Source organism: Chryseobacterium paludis (genome assembly GCF_025403485.1).
Taxonomy (GTDB): Bacteria; Bacteroidota; Bacteroidia; order Flavobacteriales; family Weeksellaceae; genus Chryseobacterium; species Chryseobacterium paludis.
This window is the reverse complement of sequence record NZ_CP099966.1, coordinates 2,603,013-2,616,308: the sequence shown is the minus strand read 5'-3', so window position 1 is coordinate 2,616,308 and position 13,296 is coordinate 2,603,013. Positions and strand designations below refer to the sequence as shown.

General features: G+C 30.5%; 12 protein-coding genes and 1 tRNA gene. 5 read left to right on the top strand and 8 right to left on the bottom strand.

The features are described 5' to 3' along the window. Nucleotides 1-74 precede the first annotated feature (74 nt). The 4 genes from NG806_RS11770 to rbfA all read right to left on the bottom strand — a co-directional run bounded on the left by NG806_RS11770 (nt 75) and on the right by rbfA (nt 4,276). Nucleotides 75-812, bottom strand: coding sequence for a shikimate dehydrogenase family protein (locus NG806_RS11770; protein ID WP_214828488.1), 738 nt, complete (start codon nt 810-812; stop codon nt 75-77). A 61-nt stretch (nt 813-873) separates the two neighbouring features. After that, a complete protein-coding gene (locus NG806_RS11765; RefSeq protein WP_261509798.1) occupies nt 874-2,658 on the bottom strand; it encodes an endonuclease in 1,785 nt (594 codons plus the stop codon). Between the two features lie 49 nt (nt 2,659-2,707). After that, nucleotides 2,708-3,913, bottom strand: a complete 1,206-nt coding sequence (locus tag NG806_RS11760; RefSeq protein ID WP_261509797.1) for an ABC transporter permease — start codon at nt 3,911-3,913, stop codon at nt 2,708-2,710. Nucleotides 3,914-3,916: 3 nt separating this feature from the next. Next, nucleotides 3,917-4,276, bottom strand: coding sequence for a 30S ribosome-binding factor RbfA (rbfA, locus tag NG806_RS11755; RefSeq protein ID WP_214828523.1), 360 nt, complete (start codon nt 4,274-4,276; stop codon nt 3,917-3,919). Between the two features lie 91 nt (nt 4,277-4,367). Here rbfA and mce point away from each other — a divergent pair, with 91 nt between their 5' ends. Then, the gene (mce, locus tag NG806_RS11750) at nt 4,368-4,763 is read left to right on the top strand and encodes a methylmalonyl-CoA epimerase (RefSeq protein WP_214828526.1); all 396 of its coding nucleotides are present in this window, start codon (nt 4,368-4,370) and stop codon (nt 4,761-4,763) included. A 65-nt stretch (nt 4,764-4,828) separates the two neighbouring features. Continuing rightward, nucleotides 4,829-4,902: transfer RNA gene (locus tag NG806_RS11745), tRNA-Ile, on the top strand. 583 nt (nt 4,903-5,485) lie between these two features. Here the strand turns inward: NG806_RS11745 and NG806_RS11740 are convergent. The 4 genes from NG806_RS11740 to NG806_RS11725 all read right to left on the bottom strand — a co-directional run bounded on the left by NG806_RS11740 (nt 5,486) and on the right by NG806_RS11725 (nt 8,631). Next, nucleotides 5,486-6,316 (bottom strand): GLPGLI family protein, encoded by an 831-nt coding sequence (locus NG806_RS11740; protein ID WP_261509795.1) that lies wholly within the window; start codon nt 6,314-6,316, stop codon nt 5,486-5,488. Nucleotides 6,317-6,458: 142 nt separating this feature from the next. Further along, a complete protein-coding gene (locus tag NG806_RS11735) occupies nt 6,459-6,704 on the bottom strand; it encodes a hypothetical protein (RefSeq protein ID WP_261509793.1) in 246 nt (81 codons plus the stop codon). Between the two features lie 741 nt (nt 6,705-7,445). Next, nucleotides 7,446-8,288: a GLPGLI family protein gene (locus NG806_RS11730; RefSeq protein ID WP_261509791.1), complete on the bottom strand. Its 843-nt coding sequence runs from the start codon at nt 8,286-8,288 to the stop codon at nt 7,446-7,448. A 73-nt stretch (nt 8,289-8,361) separates the two neighbouring features. Continuing rightward, entirely contained in the window at nt 8,362-8,631 is a 270-nt protein-coding gene (locus NG806_RS11725) for a hypothetical protein (protein ID WP_261509789.1), read from the bottom strand. 334 nt (nt 8,632-8,965) lie between these two features. Here NG806_RS11725 and NG806_RS11720 point away from each other — a divergent pair, with 334 nt between their 5' ends. The 3 genes from NG806_RS11720 to NG806_RS11710 all read left to right on the top strand — a co-directional run bounded on the left by NG806_RS11720 (nt 8,966) and on the right by NG806_RS11710 (nt 13,292). Continuing rightward, on the top strand, nt 8,966-10,702 hold the full coding sequence (locus NG806_RS11720; RefSeq protein ID WP_261509788.1) for a helix-turn-helix domain-containing protein: 1,737 nt from the start codon (nt 8,966-8,968) through the stop codon (nt 10,700-10,702). Between the two features lie 125 nt (nt 10,703-10,827). Next, entirely contained in the window at nt 10,828-11,016 is a 189-nt protein-coding gene (locus NG806_RS11715; RefSeq protein WP_261509787.1) for a hypothetical protein, read from the top strand. 20 nt (nt 11,017-11,036) lie between these two features. Continuing rightward, on the top strand, nt 11,037-13,292 hold the full coding sequence (locus NG806_RS11710; RefSeq protein ID WP_261509786.1) for a CocE/NonD family hydrolase: 2,256 nt from the start codon (nt 11,037-11,039) through the stop codon (nt 13,290-13,292). Nucleotides 13,293-13,296: the final 4 nt, after the last annotated feature.

Here is a 13,296-nt window from a genome sequence, read left to right as displayed (position 1 = left end):
GCAAATCTTTTATGTGAGTGGCGTTTAATATCTGTTGTATGTAGCTAAAAAGCCAATTAATGCACTAATTTATGTTATTTTTTTTGAAAATTCCAAATTTCCCAAGCTTTTTCTGCTTGCTGCTCAAGCATGTAATATCCGTTCACTGTTTTTGCTCCTTTTTCCGAAGCGTTAATAATGAACTGGGTGTAATTGGGATTATATATTAAATCGATGATTAGGTGTTCTTTAGACAATCCTTCAAAAGGAAATTTTAAACAATCTTTGGTATTAGGAAAGGTTCCCACCGGAGTAGTCTGAATAATCAGCTTGTGATTCTGAACGGTCTCTGCGCTAAGATTATCAAAATTTAATATAGAATTCCTTGAAACAATTTCTGAGGAAATCCCATTTTTATCTAATGCATATTTTACTGCTTTTGCAGCACCTCCGTTTCCAAGAATTAATGCTGAGTTGTGATGTGGCTTTTTATGAAGAAGTAATGTTTTTTCAAATCCAACGGCATCTGTATTATAACCTTTTTTCTTTCCATTTTGAATTAATACACAGTTCACAGCCCCAATTTTTTCTGCTTCTTCACTTAACTCATCCAGATAGTCAATGATCTTTTCTTTATAGGGAATTGTTACATTAAAACCTAAGAGCCCGGGTGTTGAGAATAAACCTTCTACTTCATCGATTTCCTTAAGATCAAAAATATCATAAGAAAACCCTTTGAGCATCAGTTTTTGGAATTTATTTTCGAAGTATTTTTTAGAAAAAGAATAAGAAATATTTCTTCCTATCAAGCCTAATTTTTTATTGGAATCCATCTATCAAAAATAAAAAAAAGACCGAATAAATCGGTCTTTAATGATTAAAATATTTTTATGATTATTCTACAATGAATTTTGTAGAAGTATGATCTGTTTTAAGGATGTAATTTCCTTTAGCCAAACCTTTTAATTGGATTTTATTAGAGTTTTTGAATGGATTTACAATCACTTCTATTAATTTTCCTGACAGGTCATAGATCTCTGCTTTAGAAATTTTGCTCAGGTGATCACCCTTTACATAAAGTTCACTGTTCTTAACCGGGTTAGGGTAAACAACAAAAGAAGATTGGCTTTTCGTAGCGTCTGTCGTTCCTAAAGTTGAAGTACATGTCCAGCTAAGATCATCCATTGCAATCCTATTACTGCTGGATGATGTAGTGATAATTTTAATCACTGCATTTCCGGTAACGTTAATATTGTTAATGGTGGTTGTTGTAGCTGTTGCACTGTATGGTATTGTACCTACAATATTTCCGTTAACTTCAACACTCACTGTTCCTGCTGTTCCACTATATTTCAATTGTGTGGTTAATGTTAAACTTTGAACCCCTCCTGAAATTGTAGAACTCGTTAGTGTTCCATTACGGATCGTAATTGATTTTCCATTAATGGTTTCATCTGTTCTTGCGAATGTTGCATCCCATGTAATACCATTATTAGTCCATGTTCTATTAACGTATGAGCTGGGAGTAGCTGTTGGAATTGTATCAAATGTTTCTGTTCCACAGCTTGTGCCACCGGTTTGCCCAGGTAATGTAGTTTCTGTAGCAACATTACTTTGTGGCGAAGAATTACCTCCAGCATCTCTTGCGATCACATAGAAGCTATAGGCTGTAGAAGATAATAATCCTGAAACAACAGTTGTAGTTCCAGAAACAGTTGTTTTTAAAGTGTTGTTAGCATAGATGTCATATCCTGTCACTCCCATATTATCAGTAGCAGCAGTCCAGCTTAAAGAAACTGAATTGGATGTCGGATTGCTGGCGACAAGGTTTGTAGCTGCTGTTGGAGCTTGGTTATCCACTACTGGAGCTCCCCAGATTAAGGCAACATATTCAGGGTGATCAATATATGGATTTCTGTTTTTCTGATAAACATAAGCTGCATTGTTTCTTGAAACTTCTGTTGGAGACACAGGATCCTGGATATTCCAGGTTAATAATTGATTCAGTTCCCAAGCCTGAAGCCCAGGGAAAGCAGAACCACCAAGCATATTTCCGCTGCTAAAACCAGATAGCTGAGTTTCATATCTTGTTACAAAATAAAGAATCATTCTGGCAACATCTCCCTTAAAAGCATCAATAGGTTCGAAAACGATTCCTGAGTATCCCTGAGAAACAGAAGTTCCTAGCTTAGAGCCATTTAAAGAAGTGTAAGATGTTGTTCCTACTGTTCCAAAAGGATAATTGGATCTCATTCCATTTACTTTACCATCGGTAGCGCGAATGAAGTTGATATCAGATTTCATTGGAAAAGCTTCATTGAAAAGACTTTGAGGCACAATGTGTTCTCTGTTGTAGCAATCTCCTTCATTAGTATATGTTCCACATTGATTGGTTCCATACGTAAAATTGTAATGATCTGCACCAGTTGGGTTTTCGGAATAGATGTCTAAAATAGTTCCGTCACCTTCATAAAATTGATCACGGTCTGTGGTTTGATAACCTGTCCATAATCCGCCATATCCATGATCTTCATGTCCATTGGTGATAATTTCTTTCAATTTTGATTTTAGAGTGGCTCCGGTCAGTCCGGCAGTGCCATCATAGTATCCTGCTGGTATTTGAGCAAATGCATTAATACATGCAAATACCAATAAAAAAGAGAATAAAATTCGTTTCATTGTATAAAAATTGGACGCCAAAGGTACAGAAAAATGAATCCTATGTGTATTAATTTTTAGTAATATACTCCTTGCTTATTTTTGAAAATACCCATGAAATTAGGAACCCGAAAAGGGATGCTGTAACGGCTACGATGAGATAATTTTTACCTACGATTTTTACCGGGAATGGAAGGGTTTCGTTGGCTTTAAAGAATTCGGTGAACAATTGGAAATAACACAATACGGTTCCCATAATAAGTCCTGAAATAATTCCTGAAACCACAATAAGAAGCCCTGTATAGAAGTAGATTCTTCTTAAATGGCTTAATGGAAATCCTAAAGAGATCAATGATCTTGCCTGTTCTTTTTTGTCAAGCTGCAGGATAATAATTGCACCAGCAAGATTAAAGGTGGTAATAAATATGACCAACGCAAAAATCAAATAGATGAAAAGCTTTTCTGTGTTGATCATTTTCCAGAAAGCAGCATTTTCTTCTTCTTTGGTTTTGATGTCAATGGTTTTGCCAATCGTGGTAAGAAGTTTAGCTTTGATCTGATCAGCATTTTCTGAATTCTTTAATTTGACTACAATTTGGTAGGCAGAGTTTTTTGGAAGACTCAGTAGCTGTTCTGTAAGTTCAATAGGAGAGATGATATAACTGTCTAACTGATCTTTTCCAGGAAAAATACCGGTGACAAGAATATCTCTTTTATTATAAATATCTTCTTCTTTATTAATGATCCCCAAGCCGGGTTTAGGCATAAAGATAGTGGCATAATCTTTTGAAGAAGCAACCGGAATCGATAATCTGTTATCTAAGGAATTTTCCATTAAGACCTCGTTTGAGTAGTCGAAACTTGGATAGCTTCCGTAAAAAACATCTTTATTAATTGGATTTACGATGGTATAGGCAGAATCAACACCTCTCAGATAGGCAATATCGCCTTTGCCATTGTAATTGATATATACTTTCTCTTCAATAACTCTTGAAAAACTGAGAATTTCTTTATTGTTTTTAAGAACCCCTTCAATTTTATTTAAATTCTTTAATGTTTTTCCTGAAGAACTTTTTATTGTAAGATCGGCATGAAGATTAGAGATAAGATCTTTATTAAGATCTTCCAGCCCTGAGAAAACAGAAATAATGACAAACATTGCAGTCACAGCCACCATCATAGCTCCTACAGATAACCATGTAATAAAGGTAACGGCAGTGCTCCCTTTTTTTGATAAAAGGTATCGGGAAGCGATATAAAATGCAATGTTTTTCAAAATCTATAATACAGGATTGTCACCTTCACCTCTTAACTCTTTTTCCAGTTTTTCAACATCATCAAGAGATGTGTCAAGGTAAAAATTAAGCTGTGGGATAATGCGAACCTGCTTAGCCATTTTCTGGCCAATGAAATTTCTGTATTGGGTTTTGTTTTCCTCGATCTCCTTCATAATATTAGGACGGTATTCCTGAGGAAAGATGCTTAAATAAATTTTTGCGATTCCTAAATCCGCAGTTACTTTAACATCAGAAACAGAAACTAAAAAGTTCTGTTTGCTATCTGCAGCCTGTTTGCGGAACAATTCTGCGAAATCTTCCTGTATAATCTGTGCTACTTTTCTTTGTCTGTTACTTTCCATAATTTATGCAAATTTACTACTTTTGTTTGAATTGCTCATTTGAAATTTAATGGGTATATCAAATTTACGATTTAATTATAGTATTTTACTTATGAAGTTAGAACATATCGGCATTGCCGTAAAATCTCTCGGTATTTCAGATGACCTTTTTGAAAAACTTTTAGGAAAACCTTCTTATAAAAAGGAAAGCGTAGAAAGGGAAGGCGTGGTTACTTCTTTTTATGGAACCGGAGAAAGCAAAATTGAGCTTCTTGAAGCCAGTAATCCTGAAAGTCCGATCTCAAAATTCATTGATAAAAAAGGGGAAGGTATCCATCATCTGGCTTTTGGCGTTGAAAATATCCTTGAGGAAGTAAAAAGGTTAAAAAAAGAAGGCTTCCAATTTATCTCCGAAGAGCCGAAAGAAGGTGCTGATAACAAATTAGTTGTATTCCTTCATCCCAAATCCACCAATGGAGTATTGGTAGAACTTTGTCAAGAAAAGTAATAAAAAGTTTTGTAGTGAAAGAAATTTTACTATTTTTGCAAGCACAAAATTTAACCAAGTTTTGAGGTCCTATAGCTCAGTTGGTTAGAGCACCTGACTCATAATCAGGTGGTCCCTGGTTCGAGCCCAGGTGGGACCACATATAAAAGCCACTTACAGCAATGTGAGTGGTTTTTTGTTTTATTGGGTGAAACATTCGAACACTACTGAAGGGCAGGTTAAAATTATCTGCTTTATAACAAACAAAAACTTAGAGAAAATCTATAAAAATGATTGAGTTAAATGATGTGTAATTATATAATTCAGAATAGTATCTTCTTAATCATCATTTTCCTTTATATGTATGTGATGTTAGATTTTAGATTTAGGAAGGATGATTTTGATTTTAAAAGATATGCCAAAAAAAGAAAAAAGCAATCTATGTTATCCTAGGTTATGGATGTTAATCGATGGCAAGCGGCCATATGTGCTTTAATATATTTTAAGCATCTTTAAAATTCATCTTTGTTAATCATTTTTAACTGGAGAAATTGTTGTTATATTAAGAAATTCATTTCCAAATTATAAATTCTTGTGATTGATTAATTTGCTCTTAGACTACAATAAAAACAAATCCGTCTCATTTTTTGGACGGATTTGTTTATGAAGTATTTTATCTTACAAAAAAAAAAAATTGAAAATAGTCGTTGTATTTTACTATCCTTTAATTTTTTTCAATATATCTAATCCTCTAATTCAATAGGATTATATCCTTTTTTTTCTGTTACATTTGTGGTTTGCCTTTTGGGTTCTTGTGAAAATACGGTGCCCATTTTTTCTAATTCATATTTAGCATTTTGTCTAGAACTTATTGCAGCCTGGGTCAATTCATTTTTTGTAACTAACTTAGGATTGCGGTATCGCGCCTTATTTACTGTTACTACTTTTCCTCTCAAATTAGAACTTGATATTGATTTTACCAATTCAAAATCATAATCTCCTGTTTTATCAGTTATTTTCACAATTAACCCAGGAAGACCACTAAATTTATAGGGGCCATAGGGAAAAGGAATATCAGTTGAGTACCAGGCTGTCCATTCTCTTCCTTTATAATGTACCTCTGCTTTTTTACAAGCAATTGAGTTAATTACTTTTGTTTCATTAATCAGTTTCCAATTATTAATTACAGGACTATTATACGATAGAAGAGTCATACCAACTGATTCATAAAATTGTGAGTTATCACTTGTTTGGATAATTAAAAAATTAAATTTTGATGATGGCAAACCTCTCATATCAATATTAAAACTGTCACCCTTTCTATTGTTGTATTGCTCCATAAAAATGGAATCAAATTTCAATCTATTTTCACTAATAAAGAAAGAACGTTTATCACTTATCTGCAATGAAAAAATTTCCTTCTGTTTATAATCATTGTTTAGGGTATTCGGCTTGTATTGAAGTAAATAAGTAAATTCGCCTCGTAACGAATCACCCGTAGCCGTTTGAGAAAATGATACAGAGAAAAAGAATAACAATATAATTGTTAAAATTTGCTTTTTTGTAAAATTCATAGTGGTTTCTTTAAAAACGATAAATCGTCCAAACAAAATTATTCTTTGGACGATTTCTTTATTATTTTTGATTAATAAAATTAATTAAGGCTTGCTCCTTAGTTCAGTTGCAGGCTCTAATTAATTTACAATACTCAGTAAGTTATAACTGACAATAATTATTTTGAATTTGTTGTCCCCAGTGTATCCATTGATCAGCAGTCCAATCCTGACAAGTATAGGCAGATGTACAGCTTGCTTGAAAAGTTGCACATTGCACTTCACGTTTTTTCTTCGACTTCTTTACATCTGTAATTTTTTTTGCTTTAGAACTTACTTTTTCTACATTTCCTTTAGCACTCACTAAGCCTGCTACACCAATGGCAGCAATAAATAACACTTTTTTCATTTTTTGATTATTTAAATTTAATAATTTTCTTTTGTCATACAAAACCTGACATGGTTTTTTGCTGATCAGCTTTTATACTTACATTTTGTACTGTACACATACAAAAATAAAATATCTGTGTTTTTACCTGAGACAAATATGCATCTGCCTTTTTTTTCTTACAAGTGAAGTATGTCGAAATTTATCAATTTTGGATTAATATCACTCAGAATTAATAAATATAGATCAAGTAGAGTTTCTGTTTTTACAAAATATAAGAGGGCTCACATACCGGATTCTTTAAAGACCAGGATCTTTAATCAGTTAGAAGAGGTTTTTTAATAAAGTCTTTCGGATAAATAAAAAGAGTGCTGGATTATATGCAAATTTTCTCTTATTGATGGAAAGGTCTCCTTAGTCTTAATTTTTTACTGAAATTAGGTTTAAAATAAGAGAAGTTGAAGACTGTCAAACTTCTTTCAAATGTAAGTTAGATCCTTTGCAATATCTCTATAAGAAATTGATGATCTCAAAGAATATTCTAAGAATAGCATATAACATAATAATCAAATTTGTGATTTATAGTAACATATAAACAGGTTCAATGTTTTATCAAAGCGCTTTACATCCCACTGTGCCAAAACTAATGAATTGGTATTTTAGCGTGGGTCTGAAAGTGTAGTATATGTTTGTCTGTTTCGTTTTTTTGCGAATGTTTCCAATTAAATATCACTTTTGCAATATTACATCATGTCTTTTCAACTATTTAACTTGTTCAATAGAATTTTCATCATTCATATTTTGTTGCTTTTGTTTTTGTATTTGTCGTAAGTTTTCTCTTTGTTCAGGTGCTATAGTTGTTTCCATACTTTCAAGTGTTCCAATCATGTTATTAGTGAAATTCTTTTTTGCTTCCTGTAAGTCCACTATAGAGGTTTCCTTAGCATTCTCATATCTACGCTTACTAATTGTTGTAACTCTGCCTTTTAATTTTCCACTTGATACAGATTTTACAAGTTCAAAATCATAATCTCCATTTTGATCTGATATTTTGATGATTAATCCCGGTAATCCGGTAAATTTATATGGACCATAGGTAAGAGGAATATCCGTAGAGTACCACGCTATCCAGTTTCTTCCTTTATAACTGACTTCAGCTTTTTTGCAGTTAAATGAATTTATTATTTTTGATTCATTAATAAGATTCCAATTATTTATTGTAGATTCTTTATAAGATAGTAATGCCATACCAACTTTTTCAAAATATTGAATATTTTTATTGGTTTGTATTATTGTGTATGGGAATTTTGTCTTTGGAAAAGATTTTCCGCTAAAATTTATATTTGTAGAACCACTCACGGCAGCTTTTTGAAATTCACTTTGAAATATAGAGTCGAATTTTAAAGCTTTCTCACTAACAAAAAATGCTCGATCGTTTAAAACTTGTAATGAAAAAAATTCTTGGTGTATATAGTTGGGAGTCGATTTATATATTTTTGCCTTTAATAAATATGTAAAATCAGCATTAATTGAGTCTTTTTTATCTGCTTGAGAATAAAATAAAGCAAATAAAAAGAATGTTAAAAATATTGATATTTTCTTCATAAGATTTGTTATAAAGTAGTAAAAACTGCACTTATAGCTAAATTTACTATAAGTGCAATAGATAATTTAAAAATTAATTACAATAATTTGTTTCAAGTGCTTCTGCCCAAGCCATGATTTGCGCTCCAGTCCAATTTGTTTGATTTGTTGTTGCAGGTATACCACAACTTGTAGTATAGTAGATTGGATAAAATTTCTTTAATTGAGAATTTTTCTTCAAACTTTTTGATGTGATTACTTTTTCACTTTTAAAAGTACTTAATTTTTCATTATTTGATGAAGTTGTATTAGCACTTATAACGCCTGCTGTTAAAATACCAGCAACTAAAATTACTTTTTTCATTTTTTTGATTATTTAAATTTAATAATTTTCTTTGTCATACAAACCCTGACATGGTTTTTTAGCTGATCAGCTTTTATACTTACATTTTGTACTGTACACATACAAAACAAAATATCTTTGTTTTTGCTAAGACAAATATGCGTCTGTCTTTTTTTTCTTACAAATGAAGCATGTCGGAATTTATCAATTTCAGATTGATATCACCCAAGATTGATAAATATAGACCCAATGAATTGTATTTTAATTGCCTGGTATTTAAATGTTTGATTGGCATTTTGGATAAATAATATGAAAAGAATCTTAAAATATGTAATATTGTATTTTGAAAATAAATATGAAAAAAATCCCCTTCGTTATCCTGTTTTTTCTTATTCAGAGTTTGTGTTTTTCACAAAGTATAAGAGGGTTTCACATACCGGATTCTTTAAAGACTAAGAGTTTTAATCAGTTAGAAGAGAATTATAATAAAGTTTTTCGGATAAATAATAAGAAAGCAGGATTATATGCAAATGTTATTCTAGCAAAAGGAAAGAAAGAAAAAAATGAAAACTTTATTTATGACGGTTATTACAAAATAGCACATATAAAAGGATTAACATCTGAAAACGGTCATCCTTATGCCGATAGCTTAATAGAAATAACAAAAAATGTTAATAATAAAGAATATCCAGCGAAGGCATATATTCTCAAAGGGATCTTACTGAATTATGAATTTGAATACAAAGAAGCATTAAATTATTATATTAAAGCTCAACAACTGTCCAAGGATAAGAACTTAGACCAATTTTTTTATATCAAAAAACTAATAGGAATTCTCAAAACAGCAACGGGTGAAAATGAAGATGCACTTCCTCTTTTCTTAGAGTATTACAACTATCAAAAACAAAAAATAAATACAAAAGATCAAGATATCAAAAGTTATATCGGTTCGATTTTTTCAGTAGCAAATTGCTATAATAAAGCAAAGCAATATATCAAGGCTCAAGATTATATCAATATAGGAATTCATGAATGTAACAAATATAAGGACTATACTCACTATCCTTATTTTATCTCTGGTACTGGAATTGTCAATTATTATTTGAAAAATTACAAGAAGTCTATTGATAGTCATTTGGAGGCAGAAAAAAGTTTTGTTAAGAATAATGATTATTGGAATTTAGCAATTACTTATTATTTTTTAGGAAAAAATAATTACGATACTCATCATGAAGAGGCTGCTGTAAAATATTTTATTAAGACAGATTCTGTTTTATCGATTTCCAGAAATTTTGATCCTATTACCAGGGATAGTTATGAAATTTTAATTGACTATTATAAAAAAAAGGGAGATAAAAAAAGTCAACTGAAATTTATTGATAAACTATTTTTTGCAGATAGTATTATCAACAATAGTAAACAATATTTGTCAAAGGAAATATATAAAAAATATGATACCCCAATTCTTATAGAGAAAAAAGAACAACTAATTGCTGATTTAAATAGTAAAAATTCATTGCTGTATATATATTTAGCAATAGGTACATTAATAATATTTGTTTTACTGTTGTTATATATTCAAAATGTGAAAAAAATAGCAGAATATAAAAAACAGGCCAATAAATTATTAGAAAAATCACGGATAACCGTATCCTTAGCTGTTGATTATAAGAGACGGAAAGAAGAAAGTAATATCATAGAACAAAAAGGGAAAAGTCCGTTGTCCGATAAAAGATTACAGGATATAAAAATGAAACTGGAATTGTTTGAAAATAATAAAGAGTTTTTGCGAAAGAATATTACAGTTGATAGTTTGGCTAAGGATTTTGATTCAAATCGTGATTATCTGTCAAAATCAGTAAATGAACTAAAAGAAAAGAATTTTTCACAGTATCTGAATGAATTAAGGATTAATTATATTGTGGAGGAATTAAATAAGAATGACAAGTTAAGAAAGTATACAATTTCAGCTATTGCTGACGATATCGGTTACAATAATTCAGAATCTTTTTCTAATGCATTTAGAAAAATAACTGGAACTTTACCTTCCTACTACATCAAATTGCTGCGAGAAGAAAATGAGAAATTATGATGTTGATAATGATTGTATTACGGGGGTTTATGATACGAAATTGGTAAATTTCGAGGGCAATATTTTTGAAAAACTTAATAAAGTGAGTTACTTTGTAAAAGTAAATTATATTAATACTTTAAAGCATGAAAAAAGAGAACGAAATCGAGAAAAAATTATCTTTGAAAAAATTACAAATTGTTAAATTGAATTTAATTAGAGGAGGTGCTGGAAATTTGAATTTAATTGGAGAAGTTGGTGGAAATGATGGCGGAACAAACGGTGATACAACCGGGAGTAAAAATTGCCAGGCAGGTTTAGATACCAGATTATAAGATAGTTTAATAATATCAGAATGACAGTAAATACCAATAAATATTTAACAAAAGCAATCCTACTTGTAATTGGATTGCTTTCGTTAAATATTTACGCACAAAATTTTTTATTTAAAGTTAACGGTAATATTGAGAATCCTTCTTTTGATAGTAAGATAAGGATGTTAAATAAAGAAATTTTGCAGGTATATAAAAATGATGACAAGAATAAGTTTTATGATAATATGTTTCGTTTTTATATTCTTAATGGAGATTATGAAAAAGGGCTTTATTATTTAAATGAACTAAGAGGTTCTCCAATCTATAAAGATATTAAGTATAAAGAAATAATAGGGATTCCTTTTGAACTTTATTCATTATACAAATTAAATAGTGAGAGGATTTCTAATAAAGATAAATATGAAAAAACTTTCAATTTAAAATTATCTACTATACCAGATCAGACAAAAGTTTATTTGGCTAGTTTTTTCACATCTACGGAAGATAAATTAAAAGATAATATACTATCATTTTTAAAGACTAATATCAAAAATGATAGTATTTCTTTAGCAGACGCGGTTACATTATGCCGTTATTACACATCTTACGTTATTGTAAAAGAAACAAATGATATTGCAGTACCTCTAATAAAGAAAGTAGATTTCCAACAGTATAATGTAAATGATAGTATTGTTATTAAAACAAAAAAAGGAAATGAGGTTTCATTAAGAGTTATTGGATACAGGAAGGGAGAAAAACAAGTACCAACAATATTAAATTTTAGTATTTATAATAGAGGAAGTTTTAGCCATATTGAAAAGCTTAATGCTATGAAAGGGTTTACAATTGTTTACGCTTATAGTAGAGGTATTTATTTAAGTAATGATAAAGTTGAACCTTTTGAGTTTGAAGTCGAAGATGTAAATGAGGTAATTAGCTGGATAATAAAACAACCTTGGAGTGATGGAAAGGTAGGGATGATCGGTGGAAGTTATGATGGGTTTAGTCAATGGGCGGCTGCTAAAAATCTTCATCCTGCTTTAAAAACCATAATTCCTTCTGCTTCTGTAGGTTTTGGAACAGATTTCCCAATGTATAATAATTGCTTTAGCCCTTATATGTTGAGATGGCTGAGCTATGTAAAGAAAGAAACAGACTATAAACTTTTTAATGATGACAAAAAATGGCTTTCAGTTTATAATTCTTATTATAAAAATGGAATAGCGTTTAATAAGTTAGATAGCATATATGGAAAAACTAATCCTATTTTCCAAAAATGGTTAACACACCCTTCTTTTGATAAGTTTTGGCAATCTAAAGCTTCGTCTAAAAAAGACTTTACTAAAATTAATATTCCGGTTTTAACATTTACAGGTTATTATGATGCTGATCAAAGAGGAGCGATGTACTATTATAATGAACATAGTAAGTATAATAAAAATGCAGATCATTATTTAGTAATAGGTCCTTATGGTCACAGTGATGTCATTTCTGGCATATCAGGAGAATATCAAGGCTATAAAATTGATCCTATTGCTAAAATTAGTACAGAAGATATTTCCTATCAATGGTTTGATTATATTTTGAAAGGAGGTAAGAAGCCCGAATTTCTAAAGGATAAAGTGAACTATCAGGTTATGGGTTCTAACCAGTGGAAAAGCTCTCCTAGTATTGATAAAGTAAGTAATGGAAAATTAAAATTGTTTTTAAACAAGACAAAGTTACAGGAATCAAAATCTAAAGTAGATTATATTTCGCAAAAAATAGATTTTTTAGATAGAAAAGATACTTTAAAAGGCTTTGATAATGAAAGAATACTTGACAGTTTAATACTTGGAGGAAATTTAAAAGATAAACTTATTTATGAAAGTGATGTTTTTAATTCTCCCTTTGAAATAAGCGGAAGTATTGCTGGACAATTAAAGGTACTTATTAATAAAAAAGATATAGACGTCAATATAAATATTTACGAAAAATTATCAACAGGTCAATATTTGAAACTATCACATGAATATTTTGCAAGGGCAAGTTATTCAGTTGATAGCAACAAAAGAAAATTGTTAAAGCCAAATACCATAGAAACTATTCCAATAAAAAATACTTTTTTTATGAGTAGAAAAATAGAAAAAGGGAGCAGGCTGGTTTTAGTACTTGGCATTAATAAAAGTCCAGATTATCAAATAAATTATGGAACAGGAAAAGATGTAAGTAGTGAAACTATTAAAGATGCTAAAGAGCCATTAGAAATAAAGTGGTACAATGATAGCTATATAGAACTTCCCATTACAAAAAATTAAGATG

Excerpts from the sequence above, each read along its gene's own strand:
- NG806_RS11770 (WP_214828488.1), bottom strand. The coding sequence starts at position 812 with ATGGATTCCAATAAAAAATTAGGCTTGATAGGAAGAAATATTTCTTAT.
- NG806_RS11765 (WP_261509798.1), bottom strand. The coding sequence starts at position 2,658 with ATGAAACGAATTTTATTCTCTTTTTTATTGGTATTTGCATGTATTAAT.
- rbfA (WP_214828523.1), bottom strand. The coding sequence starts at position 4,276 with ATGGAAAGTAACAGACAAAGAAAAGTAGCACAGATTATACAGGAAGAT.
- mce (WP_214828526.1), top strand. The coding sequence starts at position 4,368 with ATGAAGTTAGAACATATCGGCATTGCCGTAAAATCTCTCGGTATTTCA.
- NG806_RS11740 (WP_261509795.1), bottom strand. The coding sequence starts at position 6,316 with ATGAATTTTACAAAAAAGCAAATTTTAACAATTATATTGTTATTCTTT.
- NG806_RS11735 (WP_261509793.1), bottom strand. The coding sequence starts at position 6,704 with ATGAAAAAAGTGTTATTTATTGCTGCCATTGGTGTAGCAGGCTTAGTG.
- NG806_RS11730 (WP_261509791.1), bottom strand. The coding sequence starts at position 8,288 with ATGAAGAAAATATCAATATTTTTAACATTCTTTTTATTTGCTTTATTT.
- NG806_RS11725 (WP_261509789.1), bottom strand. The coding sequence starts at position 8,631 with ATGAAAAAAGTAATTTTAGTTGCTGGTATTTTAACAGCAGGCGTTATA.
- NG806_RS11720 (WP_261509788.1), top strand. The coding sequence starts at position 8,966 with ATGAAAAAAATCCCCTTCGTTATCCTGTTTTTTCTTATTCAGAGTTTG.
- NG806_RS11715 (WP_261509787.1), top strand. The coding sequence starts at position 10,828 with ATGAAAAAAGAGAACGAAATCGAGAAAAAATTATCTTTGAAAAAATTA.
- NG806_RS11710 (WP_261509786.1), top strand. The coding sequence starts at position 11,037 with ATGACAGTAAATACCAATAAATATTTAACAAAAGCAATCCTACTTGTA.